The organism is Xanthomonas sp. NCPPB 4467, from assembly GCF_041475665.2.
Lineage (GTDB): Bacteria > Pseudomonadota > Gammaproteobacteria > Xanthomonadales > Xanthomonadaceae > Xanthomonas > Xanthomonas dyei.
Genome location: NZ_CM191260.1, coordinates 1,608,331 through 1,626,374, shown reverse-complemented (window position 1 = coordinate 1,626,374; position 18,044 = coordinate 1,608,331). Strand labels below are relative to the sequence as shown.

Annotated in this window: 13 protein-coding genes; 2 read left to right on the top strand and 11 right to left on the bottom strand. The window is 63.0% G+C overall.

What is annotated here, in order from left to right; all coding sequences use genetic code 11:
* Positions 1-843 carry an STAS domain-containing protein gene (locus tag ACCQ06_RS07060; RefSeq protein WP_316691500.1) on the bottom strand — a complete coding sequence of 281 codons (843 nt, stop codon included), beginning with the start codon at positions 841-843 and terminating at the stop codon, positions 1-3.
* On the opposite strand from ACCQ06_RS07060, the gene ACCQ06_RS07055 reads away from it, so the two are divergent.
* Positions 842-1,318: a hypothetical protein gene (locus ACCQ06_RS07055; RefSeq protein ID WP_316691499.1), complete on the top strand. Its 477-nt coding sequence runs from the start codon at positions 842-844 to the stop codon at positions 1,316-1,318. The two genes, ACCQ06_RS07060 and ACCQ06_RS07055, sit on opposite strands and share 2 nt — an antisense overlap.
* 288 nt (positions 1,319-1,606) lie before the next feature.
* On the opposite strand, the gene ACCQ06_RS07050 is transcribed toward ACCQ06_RS07055, so the two are convergent.
* The 3 genes from ACCQ06_RS07050 to ACCQ06_RS07040 form a co-directional block, all read right to left on the bottom strand.
* A complete protein-coding gene (locus ACCQ06_RS07050; RefSeq protein WP_316691498.1) occupies positions 1,607-3,931 on the bottom strand; it encodes a tetratricopeptide repeat protein in 2,325 nt (774 codons plus the stop codon).
* Between the two features lie 24 nt (positions 3,932-3,955).
* Positions 3,956-5,824, bottom strand: a complete 1,869-nt coding sequence (locus tag ACCQ06_RS07045; RefSeq protein ID WP_228322735.1) for an ATP-binding protein — start codon at positions 5,822-5,824, stop codon at positions 3,956-3,958.
* 225 nt (positions 5,825-6,049) lie between these two features.
* Complete coding sequence (locus ACCQ06_RS07040; RefSeq protein WP_211287622.1) at positions 6,050-7,405, bottom strand: helix-turn-helix transcriptional regulator; 1,356 nt, start codon at positions 7,403-7,405, stop codon at positions 6,050-6,052.
* Positions 7,406-8,304: 899 nt separating this feature from the next.
* Here ACCQ06_RS07040 and ACCQ06_RS07035 point away from each other — a divergent pair.
* Complete coding sequence (locus ACCQ06_RS07035; protein WP_104614132.1) at positions 8,305-9,093, top strand: winged helix-turn-helix transcriptional regulator; 789 nt, start codon at positions 8,305-8,307, stop codon at positions 9,091-9,093.
* Between the two features lie 715 nt (positions 9,094-9,808).
* On the opposite strand, the gene ACCQ06_RS07030 is transcribed toward ACCQ06_RS07035, so the two are convergent.
* The 7 genes from ACCQ06_RS07030 to cyoA all read right to left on the bottom strand — a co-directional run bounded on the left by ACCQ06_RS07030 (position 9,809) and on the right by cyoA (position 17,979).
* The gene (locus tag ACCQ06_RS07030; protein WP_104614133.1) at positions 9,809-10,195 is read right to left on the bottom strand and encodes a DUF805 domain-containing protein; all 387 of its coding nucleotides are present in this window, start codon (positions 10,193-10,195) and stop codon (positions 9,809-9,811) included.
* Positions 10,196-10,439: 244 nt separating this feature from the next.
* A complete protein-coding gene (radA, locus tag ACCQ06_RS07025) occupies positions 10,440-11,831 on the bottom strand; it encodes a DNA repair protein RadA (RefSeq protein WP_055845525.1) in 1,392 nt (463 codons plus the stop codon).
* Positions 11,832-12,027: 196 nt separating this feature from the next.
* Complete coding sequence (locus ACCQ06_RS07020; RefSeq protein ID WP_158255497.1) at positions 12,028-13,908, bottom strand: M61 family metallopeptidase; 1,881 nt, start codon at positions 13,906-13,908, stop codon at positions 12,028-12,030.
* Positions 13,909-14,079: 171 nt separating this feature from the next.
* A complete protein-coding gene (gene cyoD / locus ACCQ06_RS07015) occupies positions 14,080-14,415 on the bottom strand; it encodes a cytochrome o ubiquinol oxidase subunit IV (RefSeq protein ID WP_005989936.1) in 336 nt (111 codons plus the stop codon).
* Positions 14,415-15,047 carry a cytochrome o ubiquinol oxidase subunit III gene (cyoC, locus tag ACCQ06_RS07010; protein ID WP_316691493.1) on the bottom strand — a complete coding sequence of 211 codons (633 nt, stop codon included), beginning with the start codon at positions 15,045-15,047 and terminating at the stop codon, positions 14,415-14,417. The genes cyoD and cyoC overlap by 1 nt, the downstream gene beginning before the upstream one ends.
* On the bottom strand, positions 15,044-17,044 hold the full coding sequence (gene cyoB, locus ACCQ06_RS07005) for a cytochrome o ubiquinol oxidase subunit I (protein ID WP_316691490.1): 2,001 nt from the start codon (positions 17,042-17,044) through the stop codon (positions 15,044-15,046). Before cyoB ends, cyoC begins: the two co-directional genes overlap by 4 nt.
* On the bottom strand, positions 17,044-17,979 hold the full coding sequence (cyoA, locus tag ACCQ06_RS07000) for a ubiquinol oxidase subunit II (RefSeq protein ID WP_228322739.1): 936 nt from the start codon (positions 17,977-17,979) through the stop codon (positions 17,044-17,046). Before cyoA ends, cyoB begins: the two co-directional genes overlap by 1 nt.
* Positions 17,980-18,044: the final 65 nt, after the last annotated feature.

Genomic DNA, 18,044 nt, shown 5'->3' with positions numbered 1-18,044 from the left:
TCAGAGCGCCTTGCTCACGATCACGCCGGTGCGCTTGAGCGCCAGTGCCAACGCATCGGCCAGATTGGCCTTGGTCACGATACCCTGCAGATCCAGCCCCAGATGCACGATGGTCTGCGCAATCTGCGGGCGCACGCCGCTGATGATGGCGTCGGCGCCCATCAGCCGGATCGCGGTGACGGTCTTGAGCAAATGCTGCGCGACCAGCGTGTCCACGGTGGGCACGCCGGTGATGTCGATGATGGCGATCTCCGAGCCGGTATCGACAATGCGCTGCAGCAGCGATTCCATCACCACCTGGGTGCGCTGCGAATCCAGCGTGCCGATCATCGGCAGCGCCAACACGCCTTCCCATAATTTGACCACCGGGGTGGACAGCTCGAGCATCTCTTCCTGCTGGCGCGCGATGATGTCTTCGCGGGTCTTCTGAAATGCCTTGACGGTATACAGGCCCAGGCGGTCCAGCAGTTCGGACAGCGCCCAAAGCTGCTGTGCGAGGTCTTCCGGAGTATTGGCGTATTCGCGCTGCACCAGCTCGAACAACACGCGCTTGAGCGAAAAAATGAAGTTGGCGGTTTCCTGGGAATCGAAGCCGCGGGTGGCGCGGTCGCGCGACAGGTTCTCCAGGAAGCGACGCACCTCGCTCCACTCGGCGCTCTCCAGACTGCTGCCATCGTCCTTCAACGCGGCGGCCAGCAACCGCAGGAAGTCCGCGCCCTGGGCCTGCAGATCCTGCGTAGAAATGCGCGCATCGTTGCCGAGGCCTGAGCCCAACCACGCAGCCAACAACGCGGCTTCCTGGCCACGGATCGCGTCGATCGAGCGCTGCTGCAATGCCACCATGAGATCACCCGCCAAAGAAGATAAGAAGAGAAGCTGGCATGCGGGCTGGACTGCGCCTTGGGCGGCGCGGCGCGCGCCCTACGCCGATGCGCAGCAGAGTAAAGCAATTCAGTTTCGGCAACCAGCAACCAAACCTGTAGCGGTCAGAGGACGCTACCGCCTGCAGTTTGACATTGCCGCGCAAGTACCGAACGTGCGCCGGGACACGTCGTTGGGATTGGCGATCGGGATTGGGGGCCAGCTGCAGGCAGTGGGCTGTTTGGTATCGAACATCCGCAGGCGGCAAGTACGCGTGCGTCAGTGGTTACGGGTGCGTGTATCTGAGCAAGGACTCGTGCCGGCTGCTCAGAAGCTGCATGTCGCAGCATTGCAGCGCCCGCTGCGTTGTCGCACAGGTCATGCGGGTGAGCGCACGCGCCTGAAAAGCGCGCCTGGCGCCATTGCGGTGCGATCGAAGACACTCGCCTTCGCGTGAATCAAACGCATAGGCGTGGGCCTGTGGAGCGCAGCGCGGGCTTCAGCAAGCTGCCGCCATCATCCGCGCATTGGCTGGAACGCCAAGGCAACCGCAGCTGATCGAACACGGACTGCGTTGCCGCGAACGCGGCAACGTATTGCTCAGACGAACGATGTGCCCCACCCCACTGCAATCGTTGCACGCGCGGCAATCAACGCACCTTCGCACGTCCCCGCCGACGGTACGGACGGCGTGCAACACAGCACGCCGATCCCGAATTCCCAATCCCTGCGGCGTCACGCCGCCTTAAAGCCCGTAACGCTCAACCGCTTCCAGATGCGGGCGGGTGTCCTGCTCGCAGGCTTCGGCCAGCCGCAGCCAGCACATCGGATGCGACCAGCGCGAAGTCGTACATCGCAGCACGCGATGCAGTTCCTGCGGCGCGACGTTCTCCGGAAGCGCCACGGTGAACAGCACGCCCGGCAGTCCGGACGTTGCATCCTCCGGGTCGAACGCATCCGGATGATCCGGGTCGACCACGCGATAGTCGTCGCGACTATGCAGCCACATCTTCCAGCCGCGTGTCTCCATATCCGTGCGCATCGCCTCGATCACCTCGTCGCCGGGGTGCACGCCGTCCACCAGCCAGCTGCTGCCATAGCCGCCGGTTTGCAGCACATGCACCTGCGCATAGGTCGGCACGAAGCGCGCGCGCTCGGCCTCGTCCTCCGGTGCCGGATACAACAGGTCCGCATCGAACACCACCCAGTCGCCCACATGCTGACGGCGATGGGCCGGTGCGTTTTCGATGATGCGCGCGGTCACCGGACCGGTGCGGCGTGCGTAGTACTCGGCCACTTCGCCGTCGTCTACACACCGTACGATCACCCAACCCCAGTCTTCTTCGACAACGCCACTGGTGCTGCTCAACTCCATGCCGATCGCGGCAGCAGAGGTACGCACGGCATCCCAATCCTGCGCGGCACTGGCGGCGGTCATATGGTCCCAATGCGCCGAACGCGGCTCGTCCATCAGCGCGATCAGTTGGCGGTAGACATCGGCCGCCTCGGCAAAACGGCCTGTATTGAGGTACATGCGCGCCAGCAGCCCGCGCGCACCATGCGAGCCGGGCGACAGCTCCAGCAGCGCCGTGCATGCCTGTTCCAGCGCCGGCCAATCGGCCAACCGCTGCGCAAGCTGGGCCTCGCACCACAACGCCACCACCGGTACCTGCGGCCGATACAGCAACGCCAGACGGCGTACACCGGCGTCATCGCCACGGCCCAGCAACAGATTCATCAGGCGGAAGGTGGGGCTGGTTTCGCGGTCGGCATGCCGCTCCACGAACGCCCACAGCAGCGCAATCGCTTGCTCGTCTGCGGCGCAGGCGCTCAATGCGGATGCCGCGGTATCGACCAGCTCGGCATCGTCCGGCAGCTCGGCCACCGCCTGCAGCAACCATTGCGCTTCGCGCTCGGGATTGCGCACCGCATCGTCGCCCTGCGCGTTCAACCATTCCAGCAATTGCGCGGCCGGCACCGGTGCATCTTCGCCCGCCGATGCGGATGCGATGCGCGCAGCCCAGCCATCCAACGCTTGGGTAGCGCCACGGTCCTGCCGCAACTTGGGCACATGCGCACGCGCAAGCATCAGATGCCGGCGTGCGGTCCATACCGCACCGCGCTGCAGCGCCAGATCGATCGCGAGTTCGGCGGCCTCGATCAGGATGCGATGCGCACCGACCTGCGCGTAATGATCCAACATCACCTGCAGGCGGCTGCCCAGGTCCCAGGTGTTGCGCTCGGGCGTGCGCGAGGCCAGCACCGCCACCGCGCGCAACCAATGCAGGCGATAGCGTGGCGCCACTTCGCGCCACGGCAGCAATGCATCCATGGCTTCTTCATCGCGCTGCAACAGCGCCAGCGCACGCGCCTTCTGCAGGCGACGCGGTTGACTGCAGTTGGCCCACTCCGCGCCCTCGCGCGCGGCCTCGACTTCGCGCTGTTCGATCAGCGCCAGGGCATCGGCTGCGCGTCCCAACGACAGCAGGATCGAGATCCGCATGTCCGGCACGCCGTCGTAGATCTGGCCGCCGTGCGCCACGATGGTCTGCGACTGCTGCTCCAGATAGCTCAGCGCCGCATCGCCACGGCCATCGTCGAGCAAGGCATCGGCTTTTTCGCAGCTCAGGCACTGGTAGCACGACCAACTCGGGTCGATGCGGCCCAGGGTTTCATCGCAGACTTCGATGCGCTCTTGCACCCAGCCCGGGCCATCGATGTTGGCGTAGCAGGCCGCCAGATCCTGGGTGACACACACCGATTGCGGGCACTCCACCGCATCGGCGCGATGCGCGCGCTCGAACAGCGCCACCGCATCGCCCAGCGCGCGCTCGCCTTCGCACAGATTGCCGACCCGGTTGCGCATTTCCCAATGGCCGACAAACACTTCCAGCCAGGGGTTGGCCAGCGTCTTGCCCAGCGCACGCGCCTCGGGCAACAGCGCTTCGGCACGCTCGATCTGCAGATCGCAGATATGGTCGGTCAGGCGCGTCAGCAGCTGCGCATTTTGCGGCTGCCCGGCTTCGCCCAGATCATCCTGCAGCTTCTCCACCCAGTTCCAGATTTCCATTGCGTTGTTCCTCGTATGCAGCGCTCAGCGCGCCAGCAATTGGGTCACGGCATCGGCAAAATCGCCGAACGCCTTATTGAGATCCGAACCGCCCGATTCGGCGCCGCCGGTCTGCGGCTGCGCGCGTCCTTGTGCAGACACGATCACCTTGAGCGAGCGCAGCAAGCGTGCGGCGACCGCGGCCTGCGGGTTGCCGGCACGCTGTGCGGCCAGCAATTCCTGCAGCGCAGGATTGTCGAGATTGAGATACAGCCGCTGGGTTTGACGCGCTTCGATCCGCGCGGTGAACTGCCGCGCCAGCCGTAGCGCTGCAGTGGACACACGCTTGTCGTTTTCGTCCTGCTCCAGCCGGCGTTTGAGTTCCGCCTCGCGGTCGGGCACCAACACCAGCGGTAGCTCTTCGGGGCTGAAACGCGCCGGAACCAATGCCTCGCCATCGCCCAGATGCTGTTCCAGCCACGCCAGTTCGTCGGCCGGCAACGTATCGAGATGGAACAACTGGCGGTTGCCATGCTCGGTGCCCAGCTCGACCAGGCGCACGCCCTTGGCCTGCGCCCAGCGACGCAGAAACGGCACTACCGCGTAGCGGTTTCCGTACGCCACCGGCACGCCCATCGCACGGAACAGCATTTCCTCGAAACCGCTGTCGCTGTCCAGGATCACGTGCACCGCGCCACGTGCCGGTAGCTGCTGCGCCGGCAGGTCGCCTTGCGAGGTCGGCACGCGCACATGTTCCAGTAGCAGGTCAAACAAGCGCTCATCGCACAGCGCCGCACCCAGCAAGGCCTCGTTATGCCGCAACAGGATGCGACGCCAGGCTTCGGGCTGTTGCCGCGCCACCTCCGCCAGGCCCTGCACCAGGGCTTCGGACAAGGCGTGCTGCACCGAGCTATACACCGCATCGCGCTGCAGATCCTCGCGGCTCGCGGTCGGCGTCAAACGGTTGGATTCGATCACCCCGCCGATGAAACCGGCCCATGGCGGCAGCAATTCGCGCGCATTGTCGTCCAGCAACATGCCACGCAGGAACACCGACAGATTGCGGTTATCGCTGGTGCCGTAGGTGGCGCCGTCCTGCACCCACAACAGGCCGACCGCATCGCTGCCGTCGGCGGCGCGTACCGGCATGCAGCACAGCGGCTCGAAATTGCGTTCGAAGCGCGCCGCAAACTCGCGTTGCCGACGCCATGCCTGCACCGGATGCAACGGTACCGCATCGTCCATGCGCCACGGTGGCGGCTCTGGATTGATCGGCTGCGCATCGGCACCGACCCAGATCGGCTCGCGCAACAACGCGCAGTAGCGCGACAGGATCTCGTGCAGGCGCGCGTCATGCGCCAGTGCCAGATACTGGTCGTGCAGTTCCAGCACCACCTCGGTGCCCACCTGCGCGCGCGCCGGGATCGGGCTGACCGTGTAGTGCTCGGCATTGCTGGAGATGTAGCAATGGCCCAACGTCGGGTTCTGGTACGAGGTGGTGCGCACGGTAACGCGCCGCGCCAGCACGAAGGCCGACAAAAAACCCAACCCGAACATCCCGATCAGGCCGCTGTCTTCGTGCCCACCCTGACGCAGCCCACGGGTGTAACCCACGCCCACGGTGGCCAGAAAATCGTGGATTTCCTGCTGGGTGAGCCCGGCACCGGTATCGGTGATGCGCACGATGCCCTGGGCCGGATCGCCATGCACATGGATGCGCGATTCGCCTTGCCAATCGGGCTGTTCCAAGCGGCGCCGCAGGATAGAGTCGTGCGCGTTCTGCACCAGCTCGCGCAGCGCGACCACTGGTGTGGAGTATAAGTGTTTGCTGAGAACGGACATCAGTCCATTGAGATCGACGCCGGCGCGGCGGATCTGTGAGGCGTCCGTCGCCTCGGAGATGTGATCTTGCATGATCGTCGTCGTTTCCTTGGCGGCCACGCCCATCCTCGGACGCGCCTCCTGGGTGGCAGTGCGAGCCAGCAAGGATAGCCGCAAGCCTTCCTGGACGCACGTCTCACTTCGGCTTCTGCTCCAGCGTGCGTACAGCTGCGTTCCTACGGCGGACTGCGCCTGAATCGGGCCGTTGGAAACGATGCGCCACGGCCCGGCGTGCATGCCGGGGCGTGGCGCTGTGGACTAGCGTTGCAGGGTCTCCATCGGTGCCTCATTGAAATGCTGGCGGTAGCCTTTGGCCAGCGCTGAACGGCTGCCAACGCCCCAACGGCTAGCCGCCTGCAACACGCTGCCGCAACCGCCTTCGGCCAACAACTCGTCGCGGATGCTCTGCATGCGGTAACGCCGCAGCACCTGGGTCGGGGACAGCCCGGTGGCCGACTTGAATGCCTGCTGCAACGCGCGCCCGGTCACTCCGATCTGGGCGGCTACTTCGTTGATCGACAGGTCCGAGCGGTGCGCGTTGGTGATCATGTAACCGTAGGCACGGCGGTACTTGGCCGGCAGGCGCGCGGAGATATCGTCGCTGACGTGCGCCGGGGTGCCGCTTTCCAGCAGGCGTGGCGCCTGCACTTCGCTGCGCAGGCATTGCACCGCGCCCAGCGCGTAGCGGTTGTACAGCAGCAGGGCCTGTTCGGTCCGGCCTAGCGCCTGGCTGATCTTGGCCTGGCAGTACTCGAACTCCAGGTTCCAGCGCGGCGCATGGTGACGGCCGGCACCGGCCAGGGCACGCTCGGCCAGATCGGCGCGGCCAACTGCCAGTGCGGCCAGCGCCAGCTCCACCTGCGCATCCTGGCGCGCGCAGGGCGGGCAACCGGTTGCCGCGGCCGGCAGCGCATCGATCTGCGCGTCGAACCCAAAAGTATCGCCACCAGCGATCCGCAGCAGGTTGCGGACATGCCGCATCCGCTGTGCCAGCACCGGCATGCTTTCGGCCAGATCGGCGATGCAGGCACGCAGCTCGCTGGGCTCGAAGGCATGCGCCGCATCTTCCTGGCGCAGCGTGGCCTGCCAGAACACATGGTCGCTCATGCGGTCGGCGCGACGGATACGCAGCTGGGCAATCATGTCCAGACGCAGCGCGGTGGCGATGCGCAACCAGTCGGACGCACCGGTTTCCAGCTCGGACAGCGCCTCACGCGCACGTTCCAGCGTCTGCAGGGCCAAGGTGCTCTGGCCGAGGTGGAAGTGGGTCAGCGCCTTGCCTAGCAGACCTTCGCCACACAGGCAGGCCGGTGTGTCGCGGTCCATCGCAAGCTGCGCAAAGCAGTTCAGCGCCGCGCTCAAACGCCGCTGGCTCAGCATCAACCAGGCAGTATTGCGGCACGAGAGCAGCCGCAGCTGCCGCTGATGGCCGCGCATTGCCTTCAATGCTTGGCGGTAGGCGTCTTCGGCCTCTTCCTGGTATTCGAGAATCAACAAGGCATCGCCGCTGGCTCCCAGCAGGCTGACCTCATCGTCGGGGCCGTCGGGCGTTGCCTGGCCATCACGGCGTTGTTGAAGATGTTGCAGACCTTGCGGCCAGGCACCAACCAGCATCCTGCTTGTATAGGTAGGAAGACGATCTGCGTAAGACAACGCAGAAATCGCTGCGAAGTAGGTTGAAAGGATCATGCCGGGCTCTCTCTGAGGGGGGCGAGCAAAAACAAACATGCGCCGGTCTCGCTGGCGCAAACGATTGTATGCAGCGGATCCAATGGAATTTCCCACCTGCGAGCACCGCAAAAATCAAAAAATCTCACTCTGTCTTCCAATACTTCCGCCGTGCGTTTTGCATATGCGGCATTCCATTTTGCACAGCGCATGCAGTGTCCAGCGATAGACATTCCCCACCGTCTGGACGCTGGTTGCGGTTGCGGCATCACCAGGCAAGCGCGGCGTCTTCAGGCAACGTCTGCCAACGCACGGCCTGAACGCAGATTTTGGGGTATTTGGCTCAATTGCGGTCAGCACGATGGACCGACCGTGGCCACGCTGCTGCGCACACGCCCGACTCATAACCAAAGTAACTTTCGTGTTACCTGCTCGCTGGACCTATTCCCTGCGAGCGCAGCGCTCGCCGTAATCGCAATACCTTGGTCTAGACCTTTCCAACCAATTTCCGCGCACCGCGCCAACAAACATGTCCAGGCACGCTGTCTGCATATGCGTAGATACGCACACCCACATACCCAATGCGTAAGAGCTCGGTGACGTGTAGATGAGCGCAAGTTAAAGCGCGCGGACCCAAACCCGAAGAAAAGTACGCGGCAATGAAACTTTCTACCGCGGGAATGGTACATACCATTCGTCCGACCTCGGTCAGACCCTCCCCCCCCTTCGCAGCCGGATGGTATGGCAATGCACTTATCTCTATCTGTGGATTTTGTAGCGGCGCCTGCCGCCCGTCACCGGCATCCCACACACGACTGGTACGTGTGCCGTCATGGGAAGGCCGGATGATGCCCGCCTCCTCTCCCGGCAAGCATGGGTCGGCGTTCCTGTTGACCCAGGACGCCCGTCTGACATCGCAGGTCAACGCGAGCCTGGCCTCGTTGGCACCGCAATTGGCGGTGTTTTCCGATGAGTTGGAGCTGTTGCGCTGCTTGCGGCATTCGCCATGCGACCTGCTGATATTCGATGCAAGCTGCGTCGCTTCGGACGATAGCTCGGTCCTGGCCTGGCATCGCTGCCACAGTGGCCATCCCACACCGCTGATCGTGCTGGGGCGGTTCGACTGCCCCGACGACATCCTGGCCTGGTACCAAGCGGGTGCGCAGGAAGTGCTAGCGCTACCATTCAACTCTTGCGAACTGCAGGTGCGGGCGGCATTGGCGATCTCTCCCGCCGCCGAGACCTGCCAGGAATCGCAACACCTCACCGTCGGCCCGTACCAGCTGATCCGCGAAGAAAACACGGTTTACCTGCACGGCAAGCCGATCGTGCTCACCGCACGCGAGTTCTCGATTGCCTGGCTGCTGTTTTCTAGCCCCGGCGTCTGTTTCCGCCGCTGCCAGCTTGCCAAGGCGGTCTGGGGCAGCCACACCGAGTTCACCGACCGCACCATGGAGCAGCACATCTACAAGCTGCGCAAAAAATTGCAGCTGTGCAACCACAGCGGAGTGGTCCGCATCAGAACCGTGTATTCGCATGGCTACAAGCTGGAGCTTGCGTTACAGAACAAGGACCCGCTGACGCTGGGCAAAAGCGCAAGTCCCAGCGCCGGAAACCACGCGGCCGCTTGCTGAGCGATGATTGGGCAGTGATCTAATCCAGAGCAATGCACTTATCGAAGTAAGTGCGTTGCCGATCGTGACGCTAGCGGCCTGCGCCGGCTTGCCATGGCGCCATGCGCCCGCCACTTGCCGGTTTCAGCGCGTTTGAATCACCCAATTAAGTCCATTATCGAACTATTTAGTTCAACTTAACCAAGTTGAATCAACTAAAGTGGGGATCGGCTGCAGCTCAGGCTGCGAATAGTAAATCCAGACCGGTCCACTTTTCATGCACTCCGCCAAGTTGGCAAACAGCCGGTCGAAGCAACTTGCGATCTTTAGAATGCTTTTCGCCCCAGTTGCATGAGCAACAGACGCCTGACACAGGCACCCTTACAACCGATTGCGATGAGGCGCTGCACCGGAGCATCTCGCCCGCTGCAGAAACCAAGAGCTGCCAACAGAACGCCTGCGTCGTCGCCAGGCAGGAGCCGGCTTGATGCAGATGCGACACGTTGCATGTCCATGCTGGGATGCGAAGTGCTCGATCTGCCACGCGCCAGATGGCTCGCCCTGGGCTGGCTGCAAGCGAAATCGTGAGATAGCGCGCTTGCAATGCGGCCCCGGCGTGAGGTCTATGCACACCTCACGAGCGCACGCGACGCGTTGCCAGCCGCTCCAAACCACCTAAACGACGATGGCGCAGGAAAGCCCTGCGCCATCGTTCAATCCACTTTGTGCGAAGCGATTACTGCTTCGGGCTCTCGCCGTACTGGTTCGGGCCCGGCGTGCCTTCCAGGCACATGAACACGAGCACGATAAACCCGCCGACGTAAGGCACGAAGCTGATCAGGTAGAACCAGCCCGACTTGCCCTGGTCGTGCAGCCGGCGCACGGTCACGGCAATGCTGGGCACGATCAGCGCCAACACGAAGATCGCCATGATGGCACCGACCACCCATGCCAGCGGACCGGGGCCGTTTTCGCCCCCCATCACCGCCGCTGCGATACCAAACATGATGCCCAGCACCACCAGAACGATCACCTGCAGCAGCATGAACATCCAGTATTCCTTGCGACGCGAGCGACCTTCGAAGTCGGCGTAACGCTTGAGCGGCAACAACATCCATTCCATCGTGGTTCTCCAGTACGAGCAGTCAGCGGTGTTTGTGATCCGATGCACAGTGCAACGGGCCGCGCATGGTGCCATAGCTGCACTCTGGTGAAAACGTTTTCTTCACACTCGAATACAAATTGCCGCGATCAGCCGACAAACGGTTGCCCGCTTCGGTAGAGTCCGTTAAGCGATGGCGAAGTTGGGCAGTTCCACCTGCGGGCAGGCGCTCGGTCAGCTCGGCCAGCAGTCTGCCCCGCATGCCTCAGTCGGCCGCGGCCTCCAGCGCCTGGCTCAGCCGCTCCACCGCGATGATCTCCATCCCCTTGATGCTGGCCGTCTTAGGTGCGTTGGCACGCGGCACGATCGCGCGCTTGAAGCCATGGGTGGCGGCTTCCTTCAGACGGTCCTCGCCATTGGGTACCGGACGGATCTCGCCGGACAACCCGACTTCGCCAAAGGCAATCGTCTTCTCGGACAACGGCCGGTCGCGCAGCGAGGACAGCACCGCCAGCAACACCGGCAGATCGGCCGCGGTCTCCTGCACCCGAATGCCGCCGACCACGTTGACGAACACGTCCTGGTCGCCCACCACGATGCCGCCATGCCGATGCAGCACCGCCAACAACATCGCAAGCCGGTTCTGCTCCAATCCCACCGCCACCCGGCGTGGATTGGACAGTGGCGAGGCATCCACCAGCGCCTGCACCTCCACCATCAGCGGCCGGGTGCCTTCGCGGGTCACCATGACGCAGCTGCCGGGCTGCTGGGTGCTGCCGCCAGACAGGAAGATCGCCGACGGGTTGGAGACCTCCTTGAGGCCCTTCTCGCCCATCGCGAACACGCCCAGCTCGTTGACCGCGCCGAAGCGGTTCTTGAACGCGCGCAACAGGCGGAACCGGCTGCCGCTCTCGCCTTCGAAATACAGCACCGCATCGACCATGTGCTCGAGCACGCGCGGGCCAGCGATGCCGCCTTCCTTGGTCACATGCCCGACCAGGAACACGGCCGTACCGGTCTCCTTGGCATAGCGCACCAGCCGCGCCGCGCTCTCGCGCACCTGGCTGACCGACCCAGGCGCTGCGGTCAGCGATTCGGTCCACAGGGTCTGTACCGAGTCGGCCACGATCAGTTTCGGCCGCGCCACGCTGGCGTGCTGCAGGATGTTTTCGATGCCGGTTTCGGCCAGGGCGTTCAGCCCTTCCAGCGGCAGATCCAGCCGCACCGCGCGGCCGGCTACCTGCGCCAGCGATTCCTCGCCGGTGACGTACAGCACCGGCAGCGTTGAGGCCATGCTGGCCAGCGCCTGCAACAGCAGCGTCGACTTGCCGATCCCCGGGTCGCCGCCGATCAGCACCACCGCACCTTCGACCAGGCCACCGCCCAGCACGCGATCGAACTCGCCGATGCCGGTGGACACGCGCGCCTGTTCGGACTGCTGCACATCCTTGAGCGCGGTGATCTTGGGTGCCTCGGTCTTGCCGGCCCAACCACTGCGACGCGACGCCGCCGGCGAGGCCTTACCGCCAGGGGTGGCACTTTCCAGCACGATTTCGCTGAGCGTATTCCACACACCGCATTCGGTGCATTGCCCCTGCCATTTGGTGTACTCGGCGCCGCACTCGCCGCAGACATAGGCCGTCTTCGCCTTCGCCATCGTCGTCTTGCCTGTTGTCGTTGATGCGACAGGATAGTGGCTGACGGTCTCAGCATGCGCGACGGCGCTGCATCGCGCGGCCGGCACGCGATCAGGGAATTCTGATTCTGCAGCCATAAAAAAGCCGCAGGATCGACGTCCGTCGACCCTGCGGCTGCGTTGGCGACATGCACGCTGACGCACGCACGTCAGTCACTTACTTGGCTTTATACAGCTCGCTCAAACGGTCAGGCTTGCCGGCGATGCGTTCCAGATGCGGATACAGAAGACCGCCGTGGTAATCGATGCGCACGGTGTCGTAACGATCCAGGCGTTTGACCAGCAACTCGATAGGCGCGGTGGTGCCCTTGGCTGCCTTGATGGCGTCCTTGATCACCTCACTGCTGAAGGCGCGGCCGTTGACCGCCACGATCGTATTGCCGACGATCAAGCCGGCGTTGAAGGCCGGGCCGTCCCACAACACATCGCTGATATCGCCCGAGGCTTTCAAAGACAGTCCAAGCGAATAGGTCAGGCTGGCATCCTTGTCATCGCTCTCGTCGGCCTTGGTGGCCAGATTCGGCTCCTCGTTGTAGACCAGCTTCCAGCCATTGGCTTCGATGCCGCCGTTCAAGGAACCATGCCCGTCCATGCGGCTGCGCAACAGGCTGGCCCAGTCGTAGGCGGCCACGCCGTTGAGCGTGGCGACAATGTCGTCGAAGGTGTACGGATTGACGTCCCAATCGCCGTTCTTCATGCCGAAGAACGCCTTGCCGAAATCGTCGATGGAGCGCTTGTTGTTGGTCAGCGCGCGCAGCTTGCTGTCCACTTCCAGCCACATCATCTGGCCGCCGGAATAATAGTCTTCGGCCATCTGATAGCTGCGGTATGCCTTGGGACGGCGCATCGACATGGTCGGGTCGTTGGTGGTGTCCTGCACCGTGCGCCAGGCCATGCCGGGGCGACCGCGCTCGTAGCTTGCCGCCACGCCGGCCAGCATCTCGCGCGCCTGATCCTGCGTCCACAGGCCCGAACGTGCGGCCATCACTTCGCCCCAGAACTGGGTCTGGCCCTCGTACAGCCACAGCAGGCTGTCGCCCATCGGCACGTTGAAGTTGGGCGTGGCCAGATCGGCGCCGCGGCGGTACTTGCCGTTCCAGGAATGATTGAACTCATGTGCCAGCAGGTCGCGCCCGGTCCAGCTCTTGTCCCACTCGGTGAAGTAAGTCGGCACGCCGCTGTTTTCGCTGGAGCGATGGTGCTCCAGGCCGATGCCGCCCAACTTCTTGGTCAGCGCCAGCAGGAATTCGTAGTGATCGAAATGGCGCGCGCCGTAAAGCTTGTCCATCTGCTGCACCAGCGAAGCATGCGCCTTGATCTGCTCGGGCTTGGCCTCCAGCGACTTGGCTTCGTCGGCGAACACGTTGAGGTAGACCGGCTGCTTGCCGGCGCTTAGCTCCACGCGCTTGTAGTACTTGCCGGCGAACATCGGCGAATCGACCAGGTCGTCGAAATCGATCGGCTTGAAGGTCACGGTGTCGCCGACGCGGCGGTCGGTTTCCAGCGCCGTGGCATAGCTCCAGCCGGCTGGCAGCGTCACACTGGCCTGCGCCTTGATGTTGCGTGCGAAGACGCCGGCCGGATACAGCGCCGTGGTGTTCCACTGCAGGTTGAGCATCTCCGGAGTCATCATCACGCGGCCCTGGTTAGGGGCCTGCGGCGAGAGGAACTTGAACTCGGCCACCAGCTCGGTAGCACCCTGCGGTACGTCCACGGTGAAGGCGTACACATCGAACTGGTCGCGCTTCCACGGCACCACCTTGCCATCGACCTTGATCACCAGACCGGCCAGCTTGTCGATCGGGCCGGTGGGCGAATGATTGCCGGGAATCCACTGCGGATACAGCAGCGTCATCGGGCCGGGCTTTGCCGGCATGGTGGTCTTGACCTTGAAGATGCGGTGCGCCAGATCGGTAGCATCGACGTCGATCTTCAAGGTGCCGTCGAACGGCACGTCCTGCGGCGGCGCGGTTTGCGCAGCGGCGGGCAACGACAGCGCTGCCAGCAGCGACACGGACAACAGGGTGGGCATCTTCATCGCAACTCCGCAGGTGACCTGGAACAGGCAAGCCCACGATGCTAAGCGCCCACCACGGCTTCCCCGTATGCCATTGGTCATGCCGCAGGCAAATTCATGCGCAAAAAAAAAGCCGCCAATCGCTGGCGGCCTTCTTCATAACAGCATGACGCGATCCGGCATGGCGCCGTCTCAATGCATCATGTTGACATTCATGTTGTGCAGCACCCACAGCGAACCGACGATCACGATGCCGATGATCAGCAGCGAGAACAGGCCCACCTGCACGTTGGAGCGCTGCTCGGGCGTGCGATCCATATGCAGGAAGTACACCATGTGCACCAGCATCTGCACCGCGGCCATGACCGAGATCACGACGATGGTGACGCCCTTGGAGAACGCCCCGCTCATCACCATCGCAAACGGGATGACGGTGAGGATGACGGCCATGACGAAGCCGATCAGGTAGGACTTCAAACCGCCGGCATGCGCATCGGCCGCGGTCTCGGTGTGGTGGTGATTGGCCATTACAGCGCTCCCAGCAGATAGACGACGGTGAACACACCGATCCAGATGATGTCCAGGAAGTGCCAGAACAGACTCAGGCAGGCCAGACGCGTGTTGTTGCGCGCAGTCAGGCCGTTCTTGGAGATCTGGATCACCAGCACCGCCATCCACAACAGGCCCGACGCCACGTGCAAACCGTGGGTTCCGACCAGGGTGAAGAAGGCGGACAGGAACGCGCTGCGCCCCGGGCCGGCACCTTCATGGATCAGGTGGTTGAACTCCCAGACTTCCATGCACAGAAAGCCGATACCCAGCAGCGCGGTCACGCCCAGCCAGCCATACAGGCCGGTCATGCTGCGCTTGTGCGCAGAGATCATCGCGAAGCCGAAGCTCAAGCTGCTGAACAACAGCAGGAAGGTTTCCACCAGCACGAACTTCAGATCGAACAGCTCCTTGGCGGTCGGCCCATCCACCGTGGCGCCGGAGAGCACCGCATAGGTGGCGAACAGACCGGCAAACAGCAGGCAGTCGCTCATCAGATAGACCCAGAACCCGAAGACGGTGTTGCCACCGCCGTCGTGATGCTCGTGGTCGTGATCGTGGCCGCCCGCGTGGGCGGCGTGGTCAAGCGTGGTCGAGGAAGCCATGGTCATACCACCTTCGCGGCCTGCGCCGCCTGTTGCTGTTCGAGCAGGGCGAAGCGCGCGTTTTCGATGCGCTCCACTTCATCGGCCGGCACCCAGTAATCGATGTCGTCGTCGAAGGTGCGCACGATGAAGCTGCCGATCATGCCCACCAAGCCGAGGATGGCCAGCCACCAGATGTGCCAGATCAGACCGAAGCCCATCAGCACGCTGAAGGCACCGATATACACACCTGCACCGGTGTTACGCGGCATGTGGATGGCTTCGTACTTGGACGGACGCACCCAGCCCTTGCCGTTCTGCTTATCGGCCCAGAACTGATCGCGGTCGTCGATGTGCGGCAGCACGGCGAAGTTGTAGAACGGCGGCGGCGAAGAGGTTGCCCACTCCAGCGTACGGCCATCCCACGGATCGCCCGTGTAGTCCATGTGCTCCTTGCGCTTCCACACGCTGTACGCGATCTGCACCAGATTCAGGAAGATGCCCATGCCGATGATCGCAGCACCCACCGCAGCGACATACAGCCACGGCGCCCACTCGGGATGGTTGTAGGTGTTCATGCGACGGGTCATGCCCATGAAGCCGAGCACGTACAGCGGCATGAAAGCCACGAAGAAGCCGATGATCCAGCACCAGAACGAGGCCTTGCCGATCTTCTCGTTGAGCTTGAAGCCGAACGCCTTCGGGAACCAGTAGGTCAGACCTGCCAGGTAACCGAACACCACGCCGCCGATGATCACGTTATGGAAGTGCGCGATCAGGAACAGGCTGTTGTGCAGCACGAAGTCCACGGCCGGAATCGCCAGCATCACACCGGTCATGCCGCCGATGGTGAAGGTAATGATGAAGCCGATCGTCCACAGCACCGGCGAGGTCATGTGCACGCGACCGCGGAACATGGTGAACAGCCAGTTGAAGATCTTCACGCCGGTCGGAATCGAGATGATCATCGTCGTGATGCCGAAGAAGGCATTGACGTTGGCACCCGAGCCCATGGTGAAAAAGTGGTGCAACCACACCACGAACGACAGCACACCGATGCACGAGGTGGCGTAGACCATCGAGGTGTAACCGAACAACCGCTTGCGACTGTAGGTGGCGATCAACTCGGAGAAGATGCCGAACGCCGGCAGGATCAGGATGTAGACCTCCGGATGACCCCAGATCCAGATCAGGTTGACGTACATCATGGCGTTGCCGCCACCGTCGTTGGTGAAGAAGTGCGTGCCCAGGTAACGGTCGGCACCCAGCAGCGCCAACGCTACGGTCAGGATCGGGAACGCAGCGATGATCAGGATGTTGGTGATCAACGCAGTCCAGGTGAAGATCGGCATGCGCATCAGGGTCATGCCCGGCGCGCGCATCCGCATGATCGTCACGAAGAAGTTCACGCCGGTCAGCAACGTGCCTAGGCCAGAGACCTGCAACGCCCAGATGTAGTAGTCGACACCGACCCCTGGACTGTATTCCAGCCCCGACAACGGCGGATACGCCAGCCAACCGGTCTGCGCGAACTCACCGACGCCAAGCGAGATGTTGATCAGCGCCGCACCGGCCACGAACAGCCAGAAACTCAGCGAGTTCAGGAACGGAAACGCCACGTCGCGCGCACCGATCTGCAGCGGCACGATCAGGTTCAACAGACCGGTCATGAACGGCATGGCCATGAAGAAGATCATGATCACGCCGTGCGCGGTAAAGATCTGATCGTAGTGATGCGGCGGCAGGACGCCTTCGCCACCGTTACCCGCCAGTGCCTGCTGGGTACGCATCATGGCCGCGTCGGCAAAGCCGCGCAGCAGCATGACCAGCGCCACGATGATGTACATCACGCCGATGCGCTTGTGATCCACCGAGGTGAACCACTCCTTCCACAGGTAGCCCCACAGCTTGTACTTGGTGATGGCGCCCGCGATGAGCAGGCCGAGCAGGCCTGCACCACCCAGCGCGACCATGATGATCGGCTCGTGGTACGGAACCGCCTCGATCGTAAGTTTGCCTAGCATCACTTGTCTCCAGAAGTGCACATGGCGACCGGCTCTGCAGCCGATGCCTTATGGTCGCCGTGGCCTTTGTTATGGCCCGGACCATTCATGTATTTGTCGACCAGCGACCGGAACATGCCGTCCTGCACCGACGAGTAGTAGGTGACCGGATACTGTTCCTTATCGTTGCGATTGGCAGCCAACACCTGATACTCGGCGGCATTCAAGGACGTCGGCGATGCCTTGACCTTGGCCACCCACGCATCGAAGCCGGCTTGATCGACCGCATGCGCCTTGAAACTCATCTTCGAGAAGCCGTGACCGCTGTAGTTGGTCGACAGGCCGAAGTATTCGCCCGGCTCGTTGGCCACCAGATGCAGCTTGGTTTCCATGCCCGCCATCGCGTAGATCATGGTGCCCAGATGCGGAATGAAGAACGAGTTCATCACCGTATCGGAGGTGATCTTGAAGTTCAGCGGCGTGTGCACCGGGAAGGCGATCTCGTTGACCGTGGCGATGTTCTGGTCCGGGTAGATGAACATCCACTTCCAGTCCAGCGACACTGCTTCGATGTTGATCGGCTTGACGTCCGAATCCAGCGGCCGGTACGGGTCCAGCGCATGCGACGAGCGCCAGGTCAGCACCGCCAGCACCAGGATGATCACGCACGGGATCGACCACACCACCACTTCGATGGCGGTGGAGTGCGACCAATCCGGCTCGTAGCGCGCCTTCGTGTTGGATGCGCGGTATTTCCACGCAAACGCAATCGTCATCACGATCACCGGGATGACCACGATCAGCATCAGCACCACGGAGGTGATCAGCAGTTGCTTCTCGTCGTGGCCGATCTGGCCTTTCGGATTGAGGATGGCCGAGTTGCAGCCTGCCAACAGCAGGAACGGCAACATCAGACCTGGACGAAGTAAACGCCCGAGATGTTTCAGCGGAATCATCGGTCGATCCAAGTGCGAAGGAACGCCAGCCGCGCTTCGTCTCCAGCGAAGAAGATGTCCGACGG